The organism is Amycolatopsis sp. (assembly GCF_036008905.1).
Classification (GTDB): Bacteria; Actinomycetota; Actinomycetes; order Mycobacteriales; family Pseudonocardiaceae; genus Amycolatopsis.
This window is the reverse complement of record NZ_DASYMU010000045.1, coordinates 59,999-78,906: the sequence shown is the minus strand read 5'-3', so window position 1 is coordinate 78,906 and position 18,908 is coordinate 59,999. Positions and strand designations below refer to the sequence as shown.

At 67.7% G+C, this 18,908-nt stretch carries 17 protein-coding genes; 12 read left to right on the top strand and 5 right to left on the bottom strand.

Going from position 1 to position 18,908, the window contains the following annotated elements; genetic code table 11:
• Positions 1–20: 20 nt before the first annotated feature.
• Positions 21–2,159: an amidase family protein gene (locus VGP60_RS09100; RefSeq protein WP_327547461.1), complete on the bottom strand. Its 2,139-nt coding sequence runs from the start codon at positions 2,157–2,159 to the stop codon at positions 21–23.
• A gap of 251 nt (positions 2,160–2,410) precedes the next feature.
• Between VGP60_RS09100 and VGP60_RS09095 the strand changes: the two genes are divergently transcribed.
• Genes VGP60_RS09095 through VGP60_RS09060 form a run of 8 tightly spaced genes read left to right on the top strand, consistent with a single transcriptional unit; the run spans position 2,411 to position 10,916 of the window.
• Positions 2,411–4,030 carry an ABC transporter substrate-binding protein gene (locus tag VGP60_RS09095; RefSeq protein ID WP_327547460.1) on the top strand — a complete coding sequence of 540 codons (1,620 nt, stop codon included), beginning with the start codon at positions 2,411–2,413 and terminating at the stop codon, positions 4,028–4,030.
• A 34-nt stretch (positions 4,031–4,064) separates the two neighbouring features.
• Positions 4,065–5,006 (top strand): ABC transporter permease, encoded by a 942-nt coding sequence (locus VGP60_RS09090; RefSeq protein WP_327547459.1) that lies wholly within the window; start codon positions 4,065–4,067, stop codon positions 5,004–5,006.
• Positions 5,003–5,866, top strand: a complete 864-nt coding sequence (locus VGP60_RS09085; protein WP_327547458.1) for an ABC transporter permease — start codon at positions 5,003–5,005, stop codon at positions 5,864–5,866. The genes VGP60_RS09090 and VGP60_RS09085 overlap by 4 nt, the downstream gene beginning before the upstream one ends.
• Positions 5,863–6,876 (top strand): ABC transporter ATP-binding protein, encoded by a 1,014-nt coding sequence (locus VGP60_RS09080; RefSeq protein ID WP_327547457.1) that lies wholly within the window; start codon positions 5,863–5,865, stop codon positions 6,874–6,876. Before VGP60_RS09085 ends, VGP60_RS09080 begins: the two co-directional genes overlap by 4 nt.
• Positions 6,876–7,910 carry an oligopeptide/dipeptide ABC transporter ATP-binding protein gene (locus tag VGP60_RS09075; protein ID WP_327547456.1) on the top strand — a complete coding sequence of 345 codons (1,035 nt, stop codon included), beginning with the start codon at positions 6,876–6,878 and terminating at the stop codon, positions 7,908–7,910. Before VGP60_RS09080 ends, VGP60_RS09075 begins: the two co-directional genes overlap by 1 nt.
• Complete coding sequence (locus tag VGP60_RS09070) at positions 7,907–8,854, top strand: N(4)-(beta-N-acetylglucosaminyl)-L-asparaginase (protein ID WP_327547455.1); 948 nt, start codon at positions 7,907–7,909, stop codon at positions 8,852–8,854. Before VGP60_RS09075 ends, VGP60_RS09070 begins: the two co-directional genes overlap by 4 nt.
• Complete coding sequence (locus tag VGP60_RS09065) at positions 8,851–9,675, top strand: M55 family metallopeptidase (protein ID WP_327547454.1); 825 nt, start codon at positions 8,851–8,853, stop codon at positions 9,673–9,675. Before VGP60_RS09070 ends, VGP60_RS09065 begins: the two co-directional genes overlap by 4 nt.
• Positions 9,672–10,916 (top strand): methylaspartate ammonia-lyase, encoded by a 1,245-nt coding sequence (locus VGP60_RS09060; protein WP_327547453.1) that lies wholly within the window; start codon positions 9,672–9,674, stop codon positions 10,914–10,916. The genes VGP60_RS09065 and VGP60_RS09060 overlap by 4 nt, the downstream gene beginning before the upstream one ends.
• A 5-nt stretch (positions 10,917–10,921) precedes the next feature.
• Here VGP60_RS09060 and VGP60_RS09055 read toward each other — a convergent pair whose 3' ends face one another.
• Positions 10,922–11,509, bottom strand: a complete 588-nt coding sequence (locus VGP60_RS09055; RefSeq protein ID WP_327547452.1) for an Lrp/AsnC family transcriptional regulator — start codon at positions 11,507–11,509, stop codon at positions 10,922–10,924.
• Between the two features lie 84 nt (positions 11,510–11,593).
• On the opposite strand from VGP60_RS09055, the gene VGP60_RS09050 reads away from it, so the two are divergent.
• The 4 genes from VGP60_RS09050 to VGP60_RS09035 are packed head-to-tail and all read left to right on the top strand — an operon-like array spanning position 11,594 to position 15,513.
• A complete protein-coding gene (locus VGP60_RS09050) occupies positions 11,594–12,307 on the top strand; it encodes a creatininase family protein (RefSeq protein WP_327547451.1) in 714 nt (237 codons plus the stop codon).
• On the top strand, positions 12,304–12,996 hold the full coding sequence (locus VGP60_RS09045; protein WP_327547450.1) for an SDR family NAD(P)-dependent oxidoreductase: 693 nt from the start codon (positions 12,304–12,306) through the stop codon (positions 12,994–12,996). The genes VGP60_RS09050 and VGP60_RS09045 overlap by 4 nt, the downstream gene beginning before the upstream one ends.
• Entirely contained in the window at positions 12,983–14,338 is a 1,356-nt protein-coding gene (locus VGP60_RS09040) for a dipeptidase (RefSeq protein ID WP_327547449.1), read from the top strand. The genes VGP60_RS09045 and VGP60_RS09040 overlap by 14 nt, the downstream gene beginning before the upstream one ends.
• The gene (locus VGP60_RS09035; protein WP_327547448.1) at positions 14,335–15,513 is read left to right on the top strand and encodes a dipeptidase; all 1,179 of its coding nucleotides are present in this window, start codon (positions 14,335–14,337) and stop codon (positions 15,511–15,513) included. The genes VGP60_RS09040 and VGP60_RS09035 overlap by 4 nt, the downstream gene beginning before the upstream one ends.
• Before the next feature lie 354 nt (positions 15,514–15,867).
• Here the strand turns inward: VGP60_RS09035 and VGP60_RS09030 are convergent, their stop codons facing one another.
• From VGP60_RS09030 to VGP60_RS09020, 3 genes are read right to left on the bottom strand one after another with little or no spacing between them, the layout of a single operon-like run.
• On the bottom strand, positions 15,868–16,191 hold the full coding sequence (locus tag VGP60_RS09030) for a DUF4387 domain-containing protein (protein WP_327547447.1): 324 nt from the start codon (positions 16,189–16,191) through the stop codon (positions 15,868–15,870).
• Positions 16,191–17,549 (bottom strand): acyclic terpene utilization AtuA family protein, encoded by a 1,359-nt coding sequence (locus tag VGP60_RS09025; protein WP_327547446.1) that lies wholly within the window; start codon positions 17,547–17,549, stop codon positions 16,191–16,193. Before VGP60_RS09025 ends, VGP60_RS09030 begins: the two co-directional genes overlap by 1 nt.
• Positions 17,549–18,838, bottom strand: a complete 1,290-nt coding sequence (locus tag VGP60_RS09020; protein WP_327547445.1) for an MFS transporter — start codon at positions 18,836–18,838, stop codon at positions 17,549–17,551. The genes VGP60_RS09025 and VGP60_RS09020 overlap by 1 nt, the downstream gene beginning before the upstream one ends.
• Between the last annotated feature and the right edge of the window lie 70 nt (positions 18,839–18,908).

The following is an 18,908-nucleotide window of genomic DNA, read 5'->3' as shown; positions in this document are numbered from 1 at the left end:
TACACGAGGCCACGCCACGGTCAGCTGACAGCAGAAAACCGGATTTCGGTGCCCAGCGTCGATTCCACCGAGTGGGCGGCGGCGAGCAGAGCCATGTCGGTACCGGCCGGGGACGACAACTGGAGCCCGATCGGCAGGCCGTCACCGCTCCAGCCACACGGCAAGGCCAGCGCCGGTGCGCCGGTGAGGTTGTAGACCCCGGTGAACAGGCCTTCCGCGGCGCCCTGTGGGGTGTCGACCGGCGGCGTGGTGACCGGCGCGACGAACGGGGCGACCGGAGTCAGCAGCACGTCGATTCCCGCATAAACCTCGGCCGCGGCGGGCAGCAGCCGTGCCCTGCGGGCAAGGGCGATCTCGTAGTCGTCCCTGCTCACCGCGGCCGCGGATCGCAGCAGCCGCAGCGTTTCCGGGCCGTAGTGGCCGGGATCGCCACTGACCCGCGCACCGTGCGCCTGCCACGCTTCGAACAGCAGAATGGCCGAGAAGGTCTCGTCCAGCTCGGCGAAGGCGGATCCATCCACGTCGACGACGGCGCAGCCGGCCTCCAGGAGGCGGCCGATCGCCGCGCGGACCGCCGCGGCCACGTCAGGTTCGACCTCGGCGTGCCCGAGTTGCCGGGGAAGGACACCGATCCGAAGCGCGCCGGGCGAAGGTGCGGGCACGTGGCCGGTCAGCGCCGAGAAGACGTGGATCGTCGTCGTGACGTCGCGTGCGAGCAGGCCGACATGATCGAGGGTCGGTGCGAGTGCCTCGATTCCATCGAGCGGTAACGCACCATAGCTCGGCTTGAACCCGACAATGCCGCAGTAGTGGGCGGGGAGCCGGATCGAGCCTCCGGTGTCCGTGCCCAATGCCACCGCGCAGGCACCGGCACCGACCAGAGCGGCCGAGCCTCCGCTCGATCCTCCCGCGGTTCGCCTGCGGTTGAACGGGTTCATCGCTTCGGGCAGGCCGGGGTGGACCGCGCCGGCGGCGTACTCGAGCAAGGACGTGGCCGCGAAGACATCCGCACCGGCCGCGCGCAGCCTGGAGATGATCTCGGCGTCCGCGGCGGCGGGTGCGGTGGCCATCGAGCGGGGATTGCCGTTGCCGCGCGGGTGCCCGGCCACGTCGATCATGTCTTTGACGGCGATCTGCAGTCCGTGCAGCGGACCCTCCGCCGCCCGCGTGGGTGCGTGGAACAACTCGACCACGGCGTTCAGTGGACGGCCGAGCCGTTCGGCCCGTTCATAGGCGGCGAGCAGCTCCAGGTTCGCGACCTCGCAGGTGCGCTCCCCCCGCTCGATCGCCTTGACGAGCTCACCGGTGAAGGTCGTCAACGGGCCGGCAAGATCGCGGAGCAGGTCGTCGACCTCGGTCTTTCGCCTGCGCACCATCAGGTCCCGGTAGATGCCGCTGTGCGACTTGGCGCTGGCCCGGTTGAACGCGACCAGACGGTCGAGCGAACCCTCCAGGTCCTGTGGGTCGAAACCATCGAAGGCCTCGGGTTTCACGGGCGCCTGCGCGAGGACCTCCCTGGCGACGGCGAGCATGAGCGGCCGCCACCGTGGCGCCTCCAGACTGTCCACAATGGACAGGTCGGAAACCGCGCCGGCGCAGAGCATCGCGCCGTAGGCTTCCTTGCCCCACAGGAATCCCAAAATGTTGTCCGTGGCCTCGGCGTAGGGCAGCGCATCGGCGAGTTCGCGCAGGCGCGGGCTGATCTCGCCGGTCAGCTCCCCGACCCGGAAGGTGCCGATGTTGCCCTGCTGGATCCGGCCCGGCCCGAGCACATCCGCGCCGAAGTTGACGAACCCCACCATGAGTCGTTCGGTGCCCACCGCGTCGGAAAGCGTCTTCGCCGTCAAACCGTTCTGAAAACTGACCACATAGCCATCCGGAGCCAACCGGTCGCGTACCAGGTCCGCGGCGTGTCCCGTGTGGTGACTCTTCACCGCGACGGCGACGTGATCCAGGCGATCGGGCAGGTTTCCGGGGGTGACCGCGTGAGCTGCGACGGTGAAGTTCTCGACCGGGCCTTCGATGGACAACCCATCGGAGTTGATCGCCTCGACGTGCGCCGGGTCCGCGTCGCAGAACAGCACCTCGTGCCCGGACCGGATGAGGTGGGCGCCGATGGTGCCGCCGATCGCGCCGGCGCCGATGATCGTCAATCGCATGAGTGGCCCGCCTTTGGTGATTCGTCGGGCGCCCGAGGGCGTGTTGGCGACCGACACTACCCAAACCGAGTGGAGTGATCTAGCCTTCGATCTCATTGCGGATGAGGCCTCGTCTCCCACTTGACTTTACGGATGACAGAAACTGGCTCCGTAATCTCGCTGAAACGTACTGCTGCTTGAGTACCGGACAGCGTGTCGCGCCGAATACCGGCAGCGCATCCGCGGAACCGCGACCTCGTTAAGGAGCTGGCATGTCCGAACAGAGTGCCGATGTGCCGAATCTGCCGCCTTCACCGATTCCCGCTGGGCTCCGGGTTCCATCGATCAGCCGGCGACGGCTGCTCCAACTCGGTGGTCTGGGTATCGGCGCGTTCGCGGCCGGGCCGCTGCTGGCCGCGTGCGGTTCGTCCTCGCCGGGCGGTTCGGGCGGCAAGGGCGGCGATCTGGTGATCGTCCGTGCCCAGGATTCGGTGGACATGGACAAAACGATCGTGTTCAGCAACGCCTCGTTGTGGGTCTACCAGCAGATGTACGAGTGCCTGGTGACGATGACCGATGACGGCCAGAGCGTCAAACCGTGGCTGGCCGAAAGCTACCAAATGTCGCCGGACAACCTTTCGTGCACGCTGAAACTCCGGCCTGGCTTGAAGTTCCACAATGGAGCACCGCTGACCTCCGCCGACGTGAAGTTCTCGATCGACGAGTCGAGCAAGACCAGTGGCGGGTGGGAGTTCATCAACTCCGCCATCAAGGAGGTCACCACTCCCGACGACCTCACCGTCGTGGTGACCACCAAGTACCCCTGGGCCCCGCTGCTCGCCGATCTGAGCTGTCCCAACAACGGCGTCATCCCCAAGGACTACGGCGGTAAGAGCAAGGCCGACTTCTACGCCGCGCCCATTGCGACCGGACCGTTCATGTGGGACACCTGGCAGAAGGGGAACTTCATCAAGCTGAAGAAGAACCCGGCCTACTGGCAGCCCGGCAAGCCCGCGGTCGACACGGTCACCTGGAAGGTCGTGCCGGACGACAACGCCAGGGCGATCCAGTTGCAGGGCGGGCAGGCGCAGATCAACGAGGCGCCGCCGTTCTCCAGCCTCGCCCAGCTCAAGGCCACACCCGACGTCAAGGTCGATCTGTTCCCGTCGACCCGGACCGACTACGTTCTGATGAACCAGACGCGCGGCCCTTACGCAGACGTCCACGTCCGGCGTGCCATCTCGTACGCGCTCGACCGCGAAGCGATGGTCAAGAACATCTTGTTCGGCAACGGGCAGCCCGCCAACTCGCTCATGATGCCCGCGGCGCCCTACTACGACAAGAACTGCCGGGGAATCACCTACGACATGAACAAGGCTCGCCAGGAGCTGGCGATGTCCAGTGTTCCCCACGGCTTCACCACCACCTACCTCGCGATGTCGGGTGACTCGGTCGACTCCGCGATCGCGCAGATCTTGCAGGCGTCGCTGAAGGAACTCGGGATCACGATGAACATCCAGAACGTCGATGCGAGCACCCAGCACGATATGACGGTCAAAATGGACTACGAGATAGCGCATTCGTACTGGACCATGGACCTGGCCGACCCCGACGAGCTGGTGCAGTTCGCGCTCGACCCGAATTCGGGCGGGCACTCGTTCTACAGCGGCTACAACAACCCGCAGCTGATCGACCTGGTCCACCAAGCGCAGCGGGAGTTCGACAAGACCAAGCGCCAGGCGCTGTACAACCAGATTCAGCAGCAGGCCGCCGACGCCGCCGTCCTCGGGTTCCTGTTCTACTCGCCCTTCCCGTACTCCCAGAGCAGCAGCCTTCAGGGCCTCAAGGTATTGCCCACCGGCTACTACCACCTCGAAGACGTCACGCTCTGATGCGAGGGCCGGAATACGCGGAGCAACAAAGCCCATGAAGTACCTGATCTACATTCTCCGGCGGCTGGTGTCGCTGATCCCGGTGCTGCTCGGGATCAGCTTCATCGTGTTCTTCCTGATCCGCCTGATTCCCGGTGATCCGGCGGCGACACTGCTCGGCTCCCATGCCACTCCCCAGGCCGTCGCGGCCCTGCGCGGCCAACTCGGTCTGGACCAGCCATTGTGGAGCCAGTACCTGACCTTCATGGGGCACCTGCTGCAAGGCAACCTCGGTTATTCCTTTGTGTACGACGGCTCGGTCGGCAGTCTGATCTCCACCAGCCTTCCGGTGACGATCTGGCTACTGGTGTCGGGAACCGTCTTCACCTTGTTGATCGCCGTACCGCTGGCCGTGCTGGCGGCGGCGCGGCGCGGCGGGACGGCCGACAACATCATCCGGGCCGTCCCGGTCGTCGGGCTGGGCCTGCCGTCGTTCTGGCTCGGCATCATGGCGATCCTGGTGTTCGGCCTGAAACTGGGCTGGTTCCCGGTCGGCGGGTTCGGCAACGATCTGGCCGGCCATCTGCGAAGTATCGTGCTGCCCGGCATCACGGTCGCGCTGACGCTGTCCCCGATCCTGATCCGGAGCCTGCGAGCCAGCATGATCGACGTACTCGGCAGTGACTACATCGTGACCGCGCAAGCCAAGGGGATCAGCACGCCGCGAGTGGTGTTCGGCCACGCATTGCGCAACGCGGCCGTTTCCTCCGTCACCGTCCTTGGCGTGAACATCGCCTATCTCACCGGCTCCACGCTGGTCATCGAACGGGTCTTTTCGTTGCCCGGTATCGGACAACAGATGATCAACTCCATCCTCGGAAGGGACTTCCCCACCGTGCAGGGAATCACTTTGGTCTTCGCGATCATGGTCGTCGTCGTGAACCTGCTCACCGACGTGACGCATGCCGTTCTCGATCCCCGGGTGAAGCTGGCATGAGCACCGCGACGATCCTCGAACCCGCCCTCCCCGCGGCCGCTCCCCCGCGCCGCAGCCGGGGCCGGTGGAACGCGCCGCTGGTGTCGGGCCTGATCCTGTTCGCCCTCATCGTGTTGTGCGCGATCTGTGCTCCCTTGCTGACCAGCCACGACCCGATCCAGCAGAATCTCAACGCCGCGTTTCTCGCGCCCGGGTCACCGGGGCATCTCTTCGGCACCGACTCGCTCGGCCGCGATGTGTTGTCCCGCTTGCTTTACGGGGCTCGTGTGGACCTGCAGGTCGGGGTGCTGGCGGTCATCTCGCCGTTCGTGCTCGGCAGCCTGATCGGGCTGATCGCGGGCTGGTCCGGCGGCTGGCTCGACGCGGTCATCGGACGCGTCGTCGACATCGTGATCGCGTTTCCGTTCCTGGTACTGGTTATCGCGCTCGTCTTCGCGATGGGGCAGGGAACCTCGAGCATCTACATCGCGATCACCCTCGTCGGCTGGGTGGCCTACTGCCGCATCGTGCGCGGCCAGGTGCTGATCGCCAAGGAACAGGAATACGCCATGGCGGCCAGAGCCAGCGGCCTGCCGACCTGGCGCATCCTCGTCCGGCATCTGCTGCCGAACGTGATCCTGCAGGCGTTCGTCTTCTCGATGAGCGACATCGTGCTCACCCTGCTGGCGATCGTGACACTCGGTTTCCTCGGCCTCGGTGTACCCCCGCCGACCCCGGACTGGGGAACGATGATCCAGGAAGGACAGCAGTTCATCTTGACGAAGTGGTACATGTCCACGATTCCGGGCCTGGCCGTAGTGGTCACCGGCCTGGCGCTGGCGCTGATCGCGGACGGCATCGTGGACAAGGCGAACCGATGACCGCGCCGCTGCTCGAGGTCCGCGACCTGAACGTGGAGATTCCGGTGCCACACGGGCGGTTGCACGCCGTCCGCGGGGTGTCGTTGTCGGTCGGCACCGGCGAGTCGGTCGGCCTGGTCGGCGAATCCGGCTCCGGCAAGAGCCTCACGCTGCGCGCTCTGCTGGGTCTGCTGCCGCGCCCGGCGAAGATCACGTCGGGAACCGTGCTGATCGACGGCGAAGACGTCACCGGGCTCCCGGCGAAACGGCTGCGCCGCCGGTTGACCGACGCCATGAGCATGGTCTTCCAGGATTCGCTGACCGCGCTGAATCCCGTACTGCGAGTGGGCGACCAGATCGCCGAGGCTCCCCGGCACAAGCTCGGCAAATCGCGCGGCGAGGCCAAGACGATCGCCGTCGACCTGATGGCCGAGGTCGGCATAGCCGAGCCCGAGCGTCGCTACGAGCTGTACCCGCACGAGCTCTCCGGCGGAATGCGGCAGCGGATCTGCATCGCGATCGCGTTGTCCACCAAGCCACGGCTGATCCTCGCCGACGAGCCGACCACCGCGCTCGACGTGACGATCCAGGCCCAGGTCCTCGGTCTGCTGCGGCAACTCCAGCACGAAGAGCACGTCGGGCTCCTGCTGGTCAGCCATGATCTCGCGGTGGTGAGCCAGACTTGCTCACGGCTCTACGTCATGTACGCGGGAAAGATCGTGGAATCCGGCGCACTGCCGGACCTTGTCACGGCCCCCCGGCACCCGTATACGTTCTCGCTGCTGCGATCGGTGCCCGACCCGGACCGCCGGGTCGTCCGGCTGCTCACCATCGCCGGGCAGCCACCGGACCTCACCGAAGACGTCATCGGATGCTCGTTCGCCCCCCGGTGCCCGTTCGTCCTTGACAGCTGCCACCACGAGGAGCCGTCCCCCGTGGCGACCGCGAGCGGGCAGAGCGCGTGCCGGCGGGTCGACACCGCGGGGAGCTGGCCCGCGATGATCACCGAGGAACGGGTGGGTCGGCGATAATGGCGGGAAACGAGATTCTTTCGGTCGAAGGCCTGGCCCGGCATTTCATCACGCCGGTCTCGGTCACCGACCGGCTCTTCGGCAAGAAACCCGCGGCGAACCGTGCCGTCGACGGGGTGGACCTGATCCTCCACAAAGGAGAGACGCTCGGCCTGGTTGGCGAGTCCGGCTGTGGAAAGTCCACCCTGGCACGATCCCTGGTGGGTCTCCACCCGTTGACGGCGGGCGTGATCCGGTACGAGGGCGCGGAGCTGCCGGCTCGCCGTACCCGGGTCCAGCAACGCGCCCTGCAGATGGTGTTCCAGGACCCCTACAGTTCCCTGAACCCCCGGATGACGGTCGGGCAGACGCTGTCGGAACTCCTTCGGTTCCACAAGCTGGTCCCACGCGACAAGGTCGCCGAGCGCTGCCGCGAACTGATGCGGCTGGTCGGGCTGTCCGAGCGGGCACTGGGGCAGCGGCCGCGGCAGTTCTCCGGCGGACAGCGGCAGCGAGTGGGCATCGCCCGCGCCTTGGCACTCGAGCCCAAGGTGCTGATCGCCGACGAACCGGTGTCCGCACTCGATGTTTCCGTGCAGGCCAACATCATCAACCTCCTCACCGACCTGAAGGAAAAACTCGACCTGTCGGTCATCTTCGTGTCGCACAACATGGCGGTCGTCCGGCAGATCAGCGACCGGACCGCTGTGATGTACCGCGGTCGCATCGTCGAGACCGGGGGCACCGACACCCTGTTCGACGATCCCGTTCACCCGTACACCAAATTGCTCATCAGTTCGGTCCCCCGCCTCGTCACCACCGATGAGGCCGCCGGGACCGGCAGCGGCCCGGTGGCCGCCGGGAGCACTATCAGAAAAGAGGTGACTATGTCCGCGGCGACCGCAGGCACCAGCCCCTGCCGTTATCTCGACCGCTGCCCGTCCGTGGTGGCCGGGTGCGCGTCCGAACCGGGCCTGCTCGACGATCCACGTGATCCCGGCCGCTCGGCAGCCTGCGTCCATGTACCGGCACGCGACACCGGGGTCGTCGCATGAGCGGCCCCATCGTGATCGGCAGTGAGCGCAGCGAAGCCGGGCTTCCCGCCGCGATGGAAATCCTTGCCCGCGGTGGTTCCGCGCTCGACGCGGTCGAAGCCGGGCTCCGCCGGTGTGAGGACAATGTGGACGATCACTATGTCGGGACCGGCGGCCTGCCGAACGCCCAGGGCGTGGTGGAACTGGACGCGTCCCTGATGATCGGTTCGACCAGGGCCTTCGGTGCGGTCGGTGCGGTGAAAGGGTTTCCCAACCCGATCTCGATCGCGCGCGCGGTGCTGGAACGGCTGCCGCAGCACAGCCTGCTCGTCGGCGCCGGAGCCGAACTGTTCGCCGAGGAGAACGGTTTCGAGCGCGCGGAACTGCTCACCGACGAGTCCAAGAAGTTGTTCCACTCGGCACTGGCACCATCGATCGAATCCGTCGAAGGCGAACGGACCGGTGCACAGAAGGGCGACGCGCTTTACCGCCGGACCGCGTTGGAACTGGTCAACCATTTCGCCCCGCACGACGGGCCTTGGGGCACCATCAACATTCTGGCGCTGGACTCCTCGGGCGAGCTGGTCGTGGGTGTGTCCACCAGCGGCTATCCCTGGAAGTACCCCGGGCGCGTAGGCGATTCCGCGTTGCCCGGCACGGGAAACTACGCCGACGTGCGCCACGGAGGCGCTGCCTGTACCGGCCGCGGTGAGCTGAGCATGCGCGCGGTCGGCGCGCGCGCCATCGTCGCCGATCTCGCGCGCGGGCTGGAGCCCACCGAAGCATGCCTGGCGATGCTCGCCGACGCGGCGACCCTGCCCGACGAGTTCCGGGCGGAATTGCGCTGCCTCGCGCTCACCCCGGACGGGCGCCACGGCGCCGCGGCCGGCCAGCCCGGTTCGGTTTACGCGGTCATGACGGAAACCTCGACCCAACCCGAGTTTCGGCCAAGGAGCGTCCTGTGAAGATCTTCATCTCTTCGGACATGGAGGGCACGGCAGGAGTCGTGGACTGGGACCAATGCGTCATCGGCGGATCCCAGTACCCGTACTACACCGGTCTGCTGACCGGCGAGATCAACGCGGCCATCGAGGGTGCGATGGCCGCGGGCGCCACCGAATTCCTGGTCAACGACGCGCACTCGAAGATGGCGAACCTGAAGCCGGACGCCCTCGCCGGACGTGCGAGCTACCTGTCCGGCCGGTACAAGCCGATGTACATGATGCAAGGTCTCGACGCGAGCTTCGACGCGATATTCCTGGTGTCCTATCACGGTTCGATGGGCAGCAAGGGTTCGGTCCTGTCGCACACCTATTTTCCGGCGGCCTTCGCGGAGGTCCGCATCAACGGCGCCATCGCCGGCGAGGCCGGCCTCAACTCACTGGTGGCCAGCGCCTACCGGGTGCCGATCGTGCTAGTCACGGGCGACGCCACGACGGCGGAGGAGACCGCGCGGTTCTGCCCGGGGATCAAGACCGCGGTGGTCAAACGGTCCATCACCCGGTTCTCCGCGGAAGCGCTGCATCCGGACGCGGCGAAGGACCTGATCCGCGAGCGGGCACAGTCCGCGTTGGTGGAACTCGCCGATGCGAAGCAGGTGGACATCAGCCTGCCCGCGACGGTGGAAATCTCTTTCCGCACCAGCGATTACTGCGAGCTGGCCAGCCGTATCGCCGGTGTGGAGCGCACCGGCGACCTGTCGGCACACATTACCGGCGACGATCCACTGTGGATCTACCAGACGTTCGTGACCGCCGTGCTGCTGTGTCGCGGGCTCGTCGAATGAGGATTGTCGACATTCTCACCGAGCCGGTCCGCGCCGGGTTCTTCGCCGACGACCAGGCTGCCGTCAGGGCCGGTGCGCCGCACGACGGGTTCGGCTACGAAGGTAGTCCTCTCACCCCCGGCTTCACGGCGATCCGGCAGGCCGGGGAAGCGCTATCAGTGCTGTTGCTGCTCGACGACGGTTCGGTCGCGCACGGCGACTGCGCCGCGGTGCAGTACAGCGGCGCCGGCGGCCGGGATCCGGTGTTCAGCGCGGAGTCCGCCCGCCGGGACATCGCGCAACACCTCACGCCGCTGCTGGCGGGCGCCGAGCTCACGTCGTTCCGTGACCTCGCCGGCCTCGTGGACTCCCACCCGCTGCACAGCGCGATCCGTTACGGTGTAACGCAAGCCGTGCTCGACGCGGTCGCCAAGAGCCGGCGGCTGACCATGGCCGAAGTCGTCCGGGACGAGTACGCGACCGGGGTCGACCTCCGGCCGGTACCGGTCTTCACCCAGTGCGGCGAAGACCGGTACACCGGCGTGGACAAGATGATCCTCAAGCGAGTGGACGTGCTGCCGCACGGCCTGATCAACCACCTCGGCACGCTGGTGGGCCAACGTGGCGAACTGTTCGAGGACTACGTGCGCTGGCTGGTCGGCCGGATCGCCGAGCTCACTATCGGCAGCGGATACCTGCCACGGTTGTATTTCGACACCTACGGCACCATCGGCCAGGCCTTCGACGGTGATGTGGACGCGGTGGCCGGCTACCTCGCCGGCCTCGCGAAGATCGCCGCGCCGCACGAACTGGTCATCGAGCATCCGATCGACGCCGGAAGCCGGGACGCCCAGATCGACACCTACATCCGGCTCCGGGCCGCGCTGAAACGGCTCGGTTCACCGGTGAAGATCGCCGTCGACGAATGGTGCAACACGCTCGAAGACATCAAGCTGTTCGTCGACAACGAGGCCGCCGACGTGATCCATGTCAAAACCCCCGATCTCGGCGGGATCACCAACACCATCGAGGCGCTGCTGCTCGTTCGCGACCGGGGGCTCTTCGCCTACTGCGGCGGGACGTGCAACGAAACCGACCGGTCGGCCCAGGTCACGGCGCACCTCGCGATGGCATGCGCGGCAGGCCAGGTCCTGGCCAAGCCAGGCATGGGAGTCGACGAAGGCCTGATGATCGTCGGCAACGAGATGACCCGGGTGGCAGCCATCACCGCCGCCCGGCCGTCCATTGTGGTCTCGCCATGAACGGCTCAGGCCGGCTCGCCCACCGCTTTCGAGAGCAGTTCGGCCACCACGTTCTTCGGTGGGAGCCCGACCAGGCTCAGCAAGGTCTCGGTCCGCTGCACGCCTTCGATCTCCCAGATCTGCCTGAGCAGCTGCCGCAGGTGGGCGTGGTCACGGACCCGGAGTCGCGCGAGCATGTCGATCGCCCCGGTGACGACGTCGAGGGCCTCCAGCTCGGGAACGCCGGCGATCTGCTCGACGATGGTCGCCTGCTGATAGCCCTGCGCGGCGGTGATCGTCAGGTACACCGTCATCGGATAGCCCACCGCGCTCCAGTCCACGCGCACGCCGTAGCCCTGGATGACGCCGAGGCGCTCGAGCCGCGAGAGCCGGTCCCCGACCGCCGGGGCGGACATGCCGAGCTCGCGGGCCAGAGCCCGCTGGGAGCGCCGGGAATCCTGGCTGACCAGAACGAGGATCTGACGGTCCACATCGTCCAGTGGCACGGCCGGGGACTGTTCCGGCGCGACGTCCATCAAGCTGCCCAGCGGCGAGGACAAGTTGCCAAGGGGCGAGGGCGAGGCGGTGGACCGAGCGCGACGGCGTGGCGGCATGGCGGACAGGCTACCCGGTCGCCGGGCGATACAAATCGCGCATTCAGCGCGAAACGCTTCACGAGAACAGGGATGTGAGGATCGATGCGGGTTTTCGACAGCAATTGGATGGCCATCGCGTCCTACCTCGAACACGACGATCGGGTCGTGCTTCCGGTGGGTTCTACCGAACAGCACGGATATCTCTCGCTCGGTACGGACGCGCTACTGGCCGAGCGGGTGTCGGCGGAGGCGGCCGAACCGCTGGGAATCCCGGTGCTCCCGGTCCTGCCGTTCGGGATGGCGCCCTACTTCACGCAGTACCCGGGCAGCATGAGCCTGCGGATGTCCACCTATCTCGAAGTGCTGCGTGACCTGCTGGATTGCTTGGCAGGACAGGGTTTCCGGCGGATCGCGGTGGTCAACGGCCACGGCGGCAACGCGCCGGTGACCGGCTTCATCCGGGAGTGGATCTGCCAGCCACGCGACGAGCCGGTGCAGGTCCTGTTCCACAGCTGGTACAACGCGCCGCAGACCGCCGCGGCCGCCAGCCGGTTCGATGAAGACCAGTACCACGGTTCGTGGCTGGAGAACTTCCCGTGGACCAGGGTCGCCGGAGCCGAGATTCCCACCGGCAGCGCACCGGTGCTTTCCCGGGCGCTGATGAACACGCTGACTCCACGGGAAATGAAGGAACTCGCGCCCGACGGCAGCCTCGGCGGGGCTTACCAGCGCAGTGACGAGGACATGCAGGTCGTGTGGGACGCGGGCGTCGCCGAGGTCCGCGAACTGCTGGAGAAGGGCTGGCGGCAATCGTGACCGCGGACAGGCTGGCCGTCGTGACCGGGACGGCCCAAGGGATCGGAGCGGCCATCGCGGCCGCCCTCGAGGCCGACGGGCTCCAGGTGCGCGGGATCGACAAGGACACTGTGGACGTCACCGATTCCGCCGCGGTAGCGGATTTCTTCGCCGGGATCGGCGAGGTCGACATCCTGGTCAACAACGCGGGCGGGGTCGTCGGCCAGGTACATCACCCGATCGACGAGATCACCGACGAGCAGTGGTCGGCCGTGGTCGCGGCGAATCTCACCAGTACCTTCCTTTGCACCAGGGCGGTCGCACCCGGAATGAAGAAGCGGGGCTGGGGCCGCATCGTCAACATCGCCTCCGGCGCGGGACGCAGCGTCAGCCTGACCGGAATCCAGGCCTACGCGAGCGCGAAAGCCGGGCAGATCGGCTTCACCCGCCAGATGGCGCACGAACTCGGGCGCTTCGGGATCACGGTCAACTGCATCGCACCCGGTTTCGTGCTGTCCAATCCCACGACGATCGAGCAGTGGGACAGCTACGGCGAGCATGGCCAGGCGGCACTGTTGGAGCGCATCGCGGTGCGCCGGCTCGGCGCACCGGAGGACATCGCCCACGGCGTCCGTTTCTTCGTCTCGGAGGCCTCATCCTGGATCTCCGGCCAGACTATTTCGATTGATGGTGGACATGCTCTCTTTTGATACGACCGACGCCGAATACCTCGACGAGCTCGCCGGCTACGTCGCGATCCCGAGCGTGAGCCGGGACGCGACCGGAGAAACCATGCTGGCCGCCGCCGGATGGCTCGCGGCGCAGCTGTCGTTCGCCGGCGGCCGGGTCGTGCCCACGACCGGTCATCCCGTGGTCCGGGCCGACTGGCTGCAGGCGCCCGGAGCGCCGACGGTCCTGGTCTACGGTCACTACGACGTGCAGCCGACCGGTGACCTCGCCGAGTGGCGGACTCCGCCGTTCGAGCTCACCGTCGACGGGGACGTGATCCGCGGACGGGGCGTCACCGACGACAAGGGCCCGGTGTTCATCGTGCTCAAGGTGGCCCAGGCCTTCCTCGAGCAGGAGGGCGCGCTGCCGTTGAACATCAAGTTCCTCTTCGAGGGTGAGGAGGAGATCGGCAGCCCGCACCTACCGGAATACCTGCGCGAGCACGCCGAGGAGCTCGCCGCCGATCTGGTGATCTCCGCCGACGGCGCCATGTGGCGGCCGACCGAGCCGTCCCTGTCGATCGCGTCCAAGGGCCTGCTGACGATGACCATCGAGGTCACCGGCGCGAACGGCGACCTGCACTCCGGGCGGTTCGGCGGGACAGTGGCCAATCCCGTCCACGCGTTGAGCGAGATACTGGCCTCGCTGCATTCGGCCGACGGCAGGGTGGCGGCCGACGGCTTCTACGACGGCATTCCGGCACTGAGCTCCGAGCGCCGCGCCGAAATCGCGGCCGTGCCCTTCGACGAAGACACCTACCGGGCAGGCCTCGGTCTGGACCAGGTCTTCGGCGAAGCCGGCTACAGCACGCTGGAACGGCTGTGGGAGCGGCCGACGCTGGAGATCAACGGGATCACGGCCGGCGGTAAGTACACCGTCATCCCGCACGTCGCGACCGGGCACGTGTCCTGCCGGCTGGTTCCGGGACAGCGCCCGGAGCGGGTGCTGGAGGCGATCACCGAACACGTGCTCGCCCAGAAGCTCACCGGCGTCCGGATCGCCGTCCACCCGGACGAGGGCGCGGTGCCGGCATACACGATTCCCGCCGGCCACCCGGCGATCCGGGCGGCGGCCGCGGCGTTGGAGGAGGTCTACCCGGACCAGGACGTCCTGCTCGCGGTCATCGCCGGGACGCTGCCCGCGACGGCGTTGTTCGAGGAGGTGCTGGGGGCGAAGACGCTCTTCTTCTCCTTCTCCACCGCCGACGAGAACCTGCACGCCCCCAACGAGTTCATGCGGATCCCCCGCCTGCGGGAGGGAATGCGGGCATGGGAACAGCTGTGGCGCCTGCTCGCCGACGGTCCGCACCGGTTGGCCCCATGAGCGAGTACCGGTCCTATGGTTACCTCACACCGGGTGCCGACCTGCCCGTTTTCGACCTGGCCCCGGAGTTCGGCCGGGTTCCCCCGTATTCCGGCGAACTGACCGAAGCCGAGGCGACGCGCGCCTCCCGGCTGTTGCGCGACAACATCGTGATCAGCTTGCACGATCATCCGGTCCGGTTCCCCAGCGATATGCGGCATACCCCCGAGTACAACCGCACGGGGCGCCAGCACACGGCGTTCGCCGGGCTGATGGCCTCGGAGATGACCGTGGTGTTCGACAACATGATGGACGGCACCGCGTGCGTGACCGGCAACGCGCCGTGGCGGTGGCTGGACATCATCACGGATCTGGGCATGCGGCAGGCGGACATCGCGCACCAGGACGACGTCATCGTTATCAGGACGATGGCCGACATCGACCACGCGCACCGTTCCGGCAAGGTGGGTTTGCTGTTCGGCCTGGAGGCGGCGACCCCGATCGAAAACGAGATCGACCGGCTCGACGTCCTTTATGGACTCGGGCTGCGCCAGATCGGGATCGCCTATTCCGACGCGAACACGCTGGGCAGTGGCCTGAACGAGACGACCGACGGCGGCCTGACCGGCTTCGGCCGGCGAGCCGTCACCCGGATGAACAAGCTGGGCCTGGCGATCGACATCTCGCATTCCTCGGATCGGACCGGCCTGGACGTCTGCGCCGCCAGTGAACGTCCGGTGTTCATGACGCACGCCGGGGCGCGCGCGATATGGGACACACCACGGATGAAGCCCGACGACGTGCTGCGGGCCGTGGCGGGAACCGGGGGCGTGATCGGGATGTCCGCCGCGCCGCACACGACCTTGTCGCATGATCATCCGCGACACGACATCCTGTCGGTGATGGACCATTTCCGGTACTGCGTGGACCTGGTCGGCATCGAGCACGTCGCGTTCGGCCCGGACACCCTCTACGGCGACCACGTCGGCCTGCACACCGTCTTCGGGCATCTGCTCAAGCGGCCGGGCGGCGGGCCGTCCTACGAGAAAGTGGAGTATGTGGACGGGCTGGAGAACCCGACCGAGAACTTCGGCAACATCTGTGGCCGGCTGGTGCGGGAAGGCTTGTCCGACAAGGAAATCGCCGCCGTGCTTGGCGGCAACATCCGCCATGCCCTCGACGGGATCTGGGCATGACCGCGCCCAGCGAGGAACTCGCCAGGCTCAGTGTGGAGTACTTCCAGGCGAAGCACACGGCCGACCCGTTCAACGCCACCATGCTGGGTGTCCCCGGTTTCGACGATCTCGTGCCAGACCCCGGCCGCACCGGTTCCGGCGCGCACGCGGCGACGCTCGTCGATCTCGAACAGCGGTTGCGGCGCATCGAGCCTGAGGGGCTGAACCCTGCCGATCGGATCAACCACGCGGTACTCGGACGCTTCGTCCGCGCCGACCGGTCGGATCTGGAACACGGTCTCTGGGAAACGGGCGCGGGGGTATCACGTCATGTCGACATCTCGTGGCTGGCGGGCCCCGAGTACCAGTGGCTGCTCATGAACGTTCTCGGTCCAACGCGTCGAGGACGAGGGCGTATTGCTGGCCGCCGTAGCAGTCGGCGTCGTCGAGGGCGCCTTGGACGGTCGGGCGCGGGATCGTCACCTTGATCGCGAGTGCGGTGTCGTGGGCGTGGAAACCGACCTTGTCTTCGTTCAGCGCGAACAGGTTCGCGAACAGTTCCGGGGTCAGCAGTCCGCTGTCGCGGAGTTCGCGGTAGCCGGCCTCGTCGTGGCAGACGAAGTCGAAGGTCAGCTCGAACGGGCCCGCGTTCTTGGAGCGGACCAGCGAGCACAGGTCGAGGAGCCGGGCGCTGCTCATCAGACGTTCTCCAGGTAGGTGCGGAACGGCTCGGTCGGGGTTGCCGGGGCGATGGTGTGGTTGAGGGTGAACCGGTACGCCGGGCCGCGGTCGGTCTCCGGGGGCGAGTGTGGATAAGCGATCGTGCTGACCAGTCCGTCGTAGCGCGGGATCGGCAGGTGCGCGGCGGCGTGGGCAACGAACGTGGCGATGTCGTGCGCGAGGTGTTGGGCCGGGGCGGTCACGGTGATGAGCACGCCGACCTCGGGCGGCGGCGCGAGGCCGGGCAGCTCATGGACGCCGAGCACCGCGCCGGTGCCGTAGGTGCGGAACGAGATGTCGACCACCGCCGGGTCGAGGGCGGGGAACAGGTCGGCGATCCGGGCGGCGAAGTACTTGTCCGCCAACGGGATCAGCTCGGGCAGCGCCTCGATGACGACCCGGTCGCGGATACCGCCGACGGCGATCGTCTGGTAGCCGGCGAGCGCGGCGCCCTCGAGTTTCACGGTGTAGCCGGTCGGCCGGAACCGGGCGCCGCTGACCCGGACACTGGTGTCGGAAACGGCCTCGTAGCGGGCGTCGCGGGTGTCCAGCACTCCCCCGGGTTCGGTGACCAGGAAGGGATCGGCGTTCTCGTACAAGGTGTGCGCGGCGACCGAGCGCGGCGTCAGCCGCCGCTCGCCGGTGGTGGTCGACACGGTGAAGTGGTCGTCACGCAGGTGCACGAACAGGCCGTCCGCGCCCGGCGGGATCGCGCAGGCGGCGCCGCACTCGATCGTCTTCGCGGCGTGCCAGGTGAGGCCGGGATCGGCGCCGAGCGCGTGCGGCACCGCGGCGAACAGCGCGGTGTCGCTGGCCCGCCCAGCGAGCACGACCTGCGCGCCGTCGGCGAGCGCGGCCTGGATCGGCTCGACACCCATCATGGCGACGATGTGACTGTCCAGGATGTCCTCTTCGGACACCGCGGGCGCGGCGGCCAACGGGCGCAGGCCACCGGCGCGGTGCAGCGCGGCGATGCGCGCTGAGTCCTGGTCGGAATGGATGCGGGCCAGCCGGAACCGCAGGCCATGCGCGGCGGCGATCTCGCGGGCGAGGCCGGCGACCCGGTCGACGCCGTCGTCGCGGCCGGCGGTGCCGCACGAGCCGATGATCAGCGGCACGTCGAGGTGGTCACGGGCCAGCAGCAGCGCCTCGAGGTCGCGGCGCACCGCGGCGTCGGACAGCTTCGGTGTGCCGGAGCCGAGCGCGGCCGGCCCGCTGTCGGTCGAACCGGCGTCGCACGCGATGACGTGCGGCGCCAGCTCGACGGCCGCGGCCAGTCCGGCGCGGGAGAAGCCGGCGCCGAGCGCGCCGGTCGGGGCCAGGATGCGGATCTCCATCAGTGCCTTCCTTCGGGGATGTCGTTGGTGCGCCGCCGGTTGCGGGCGGCCAGACCGGCGAACACGGCGAACGTGATCGCGGCGAGCGCGGCGGCGTCGAGCAACATGAACGGCCAGCCGGTGAAGTCGATCGCGAACCCGAGCAAGGCAGGGCCCGCCGCGGAGCCGGTCGACTGGGCAACGGTGTACAGCCCGGTGTAGACACCCAGCACCCGCCCGGACGGCGCGAGGTTCCACAGTGCGACGGCCGCGTTGATGCTGAAGGTGGCGTAGCCGATGGAGCAGATCGCGACGGTGATGGTGGTGGCGAGCGGGGTGCGGACGGCGAACCCGACGAGCAGCCCGACGATGAACACCGTGATACCGAAGGTGATCATGCGAACCTGCCCGATTCGGTCGGACAGATACGCGATCGGCAGTGCGGCGAGGACGAACGCGACCGAGCCGGGCAAGGCGATGCCGCCGGCGGCGCCGCGGCTCATGCCGAGTACCTCGGTGCCGTAAGGGGTGAGCATGACCCGCATCGCCGACCAGGTGCCGGCGAAGCAGAAGATGCCGAGCATCAGCACCAGCCGGCTGCGATCGCGATCGCGGACCAGCTCCAGGAGGATCTGGCGCAGGGTGCGCTCCGGCGCGGGGTTGGCGCCCGGGGCCGCCGGCGTGCGGCGGCGGTGAAGAAGCACGCCGGCGGTGAAGAAGGCCACGAGCATGAGCGCGGCGGGGATCGCGAACGCGAGCTTCAGGCTCCGGTCGACCACCAGCAGGCTGATCACCGCGGAGACGGCGATCGTGAGGCTGACGGCGATCTTGATGAAACCGTTGGCGCGGCTGCGGATTACAGCCGGGACGTGGTCGGGCAGGAGGGTTTCGGTGATGCCCTTGAACGAGTTCGCCAGCAGGGCGAAGGAGATTACGCAGACAAGCAGGCCCGGCAGGCTGGTCGTCCACGGGATCAGCACGAACGGCACGGCCGCGAGTGGCGCGCCGACGAGGATGAACGGGATGCGGCTGCCGTGCCGTTGGCGGTACCGGTCGGCGAGATGACCCATCCAGGGCTGCAGCACGACACCGAAGATGTTGTCCAGCCCCATGATCAGCCCGATTACCCCGGCGGAGGAGATGTAGGGCGCGAGCGAGGCCGGCACCTGAGCGTCGTAGAAGTTCCAGACCGATTCCTGCGCGAAGATCGCGATCGCCACCAGGAACACGGCGCGCCGGTCAAGGCGAGGTCTCACCACGGTCTCCGGGCTCGGCGGAGTGTCGGCCGGTGCGGCTGCCGGATGGTTCATCGGACCTCGCTTCGTTGCGATATGCTATAGCAAGTGGGTCGTACCGAGCACCGGTCGCGGTGCGGGTTGA

Coding starts and splice junctions, on each gene's coding strand:
- VGP60_RS09030 (WP_327547447.1), bottom strand. CDS start 16,191: ATGAGCAGCGCCCGGCTCCTCGACCTGTGCTCGCTGGTCCGCTCCAAG.
- VGP60_RS09070 (WP_327547455.1), top strand. CDS start 7,907: ATGAGCGGCCCCATCGTGATCGGCAGTGAGCGCAGCGAAGCCGGGCTT.
- VGP60_RS09025 (WP_327547446.1), bottom strand. CDS start 17,549: ATGGAGATCCGCATCCTGGCCCCGACCGGCGCGCTCGGCGCCGGCTTC.
- VGP60_RS09040 (WP_327547449.1), top strand. CDS start 12,983: ATGCTCTCTTTTGATACGACCGACGCCGAATACCTCGACGAGCTCGCC.
- VGP60_RS09055 (WP_327547452.1), bottom strand. CDS start 11,509: ATGCCGCCACGCCGTCGCGCTCGGTCCACCGCCTCGCCCTCGCCCCTT.
- VGP60_RS09060 (WP_327547453.1), top strand. CDS start 9,672: ATGAGGATTGTCGACATTCTCACCGAGCCGGTCCGCGCCGGGTTCTTC.
- VGP60_RS09080 (WP_327547457.1), top strand. CDS start 5,863: ATGACCGCGCCGCTGCTCGAGGTCCGCGACCTGAACGTGGAGATTCCG.
- VGP60_RS09035 (WP_327547448.1), top strand. CDS start 14,335: ATGAGCGAGTACCGGTCCTATGGTTACCTCACACCGGGTGCCGACCTG.
- VGP60_RS09090 (WP_327547459.1), top strand. CDS start 4,065: ATGAAGTACCTGATCTACATTCTCCGGCGGCTGGTGTCGCTGATCCCG.
- VGP60_RS09050 (WP_327547451.1), top strand. CDS start 11,594: ATGCGGGTTTTCGACAGCAATTGGATGGCCATCGCGTCCTACCTCGAA.
- VGP60_RS09085 (WP_327547458.1), top strand. CDS start 5,003: ATGAGCACCGCGACGATCCTCGAACCCGCCCTCCCCGCGGCCGCTCCC.
- VGP60_RS09020 (WP_327547445.1), bottom strand. CDS start 18,838: ATGAACCATCCGGCAGCCGCACCGGCCGACACTCCGCCGAGCCCGGAG.
- VGP60_RS09100 (WP_327547461.1), bottom strand. CDS start 2,159: ATGCGATTGACGATCATCGGCGCCGGCGCGATCGGCGGCACCATCGGC.
- VGP60_RS09095 (WP_327547460.1), top strand. CDS start 2,411: ATGTCCGAACAGAGTGCCGATGTGCCGAATCTGCCGCCTTCACCGATT.
- VGP60_RS09075 (WP_327547456.1), top strand. CDS start 6,876: ATGGCGGGAAACGAGATTCTTTCGGTCGAAGGCCTGGCCCGGCATTTC.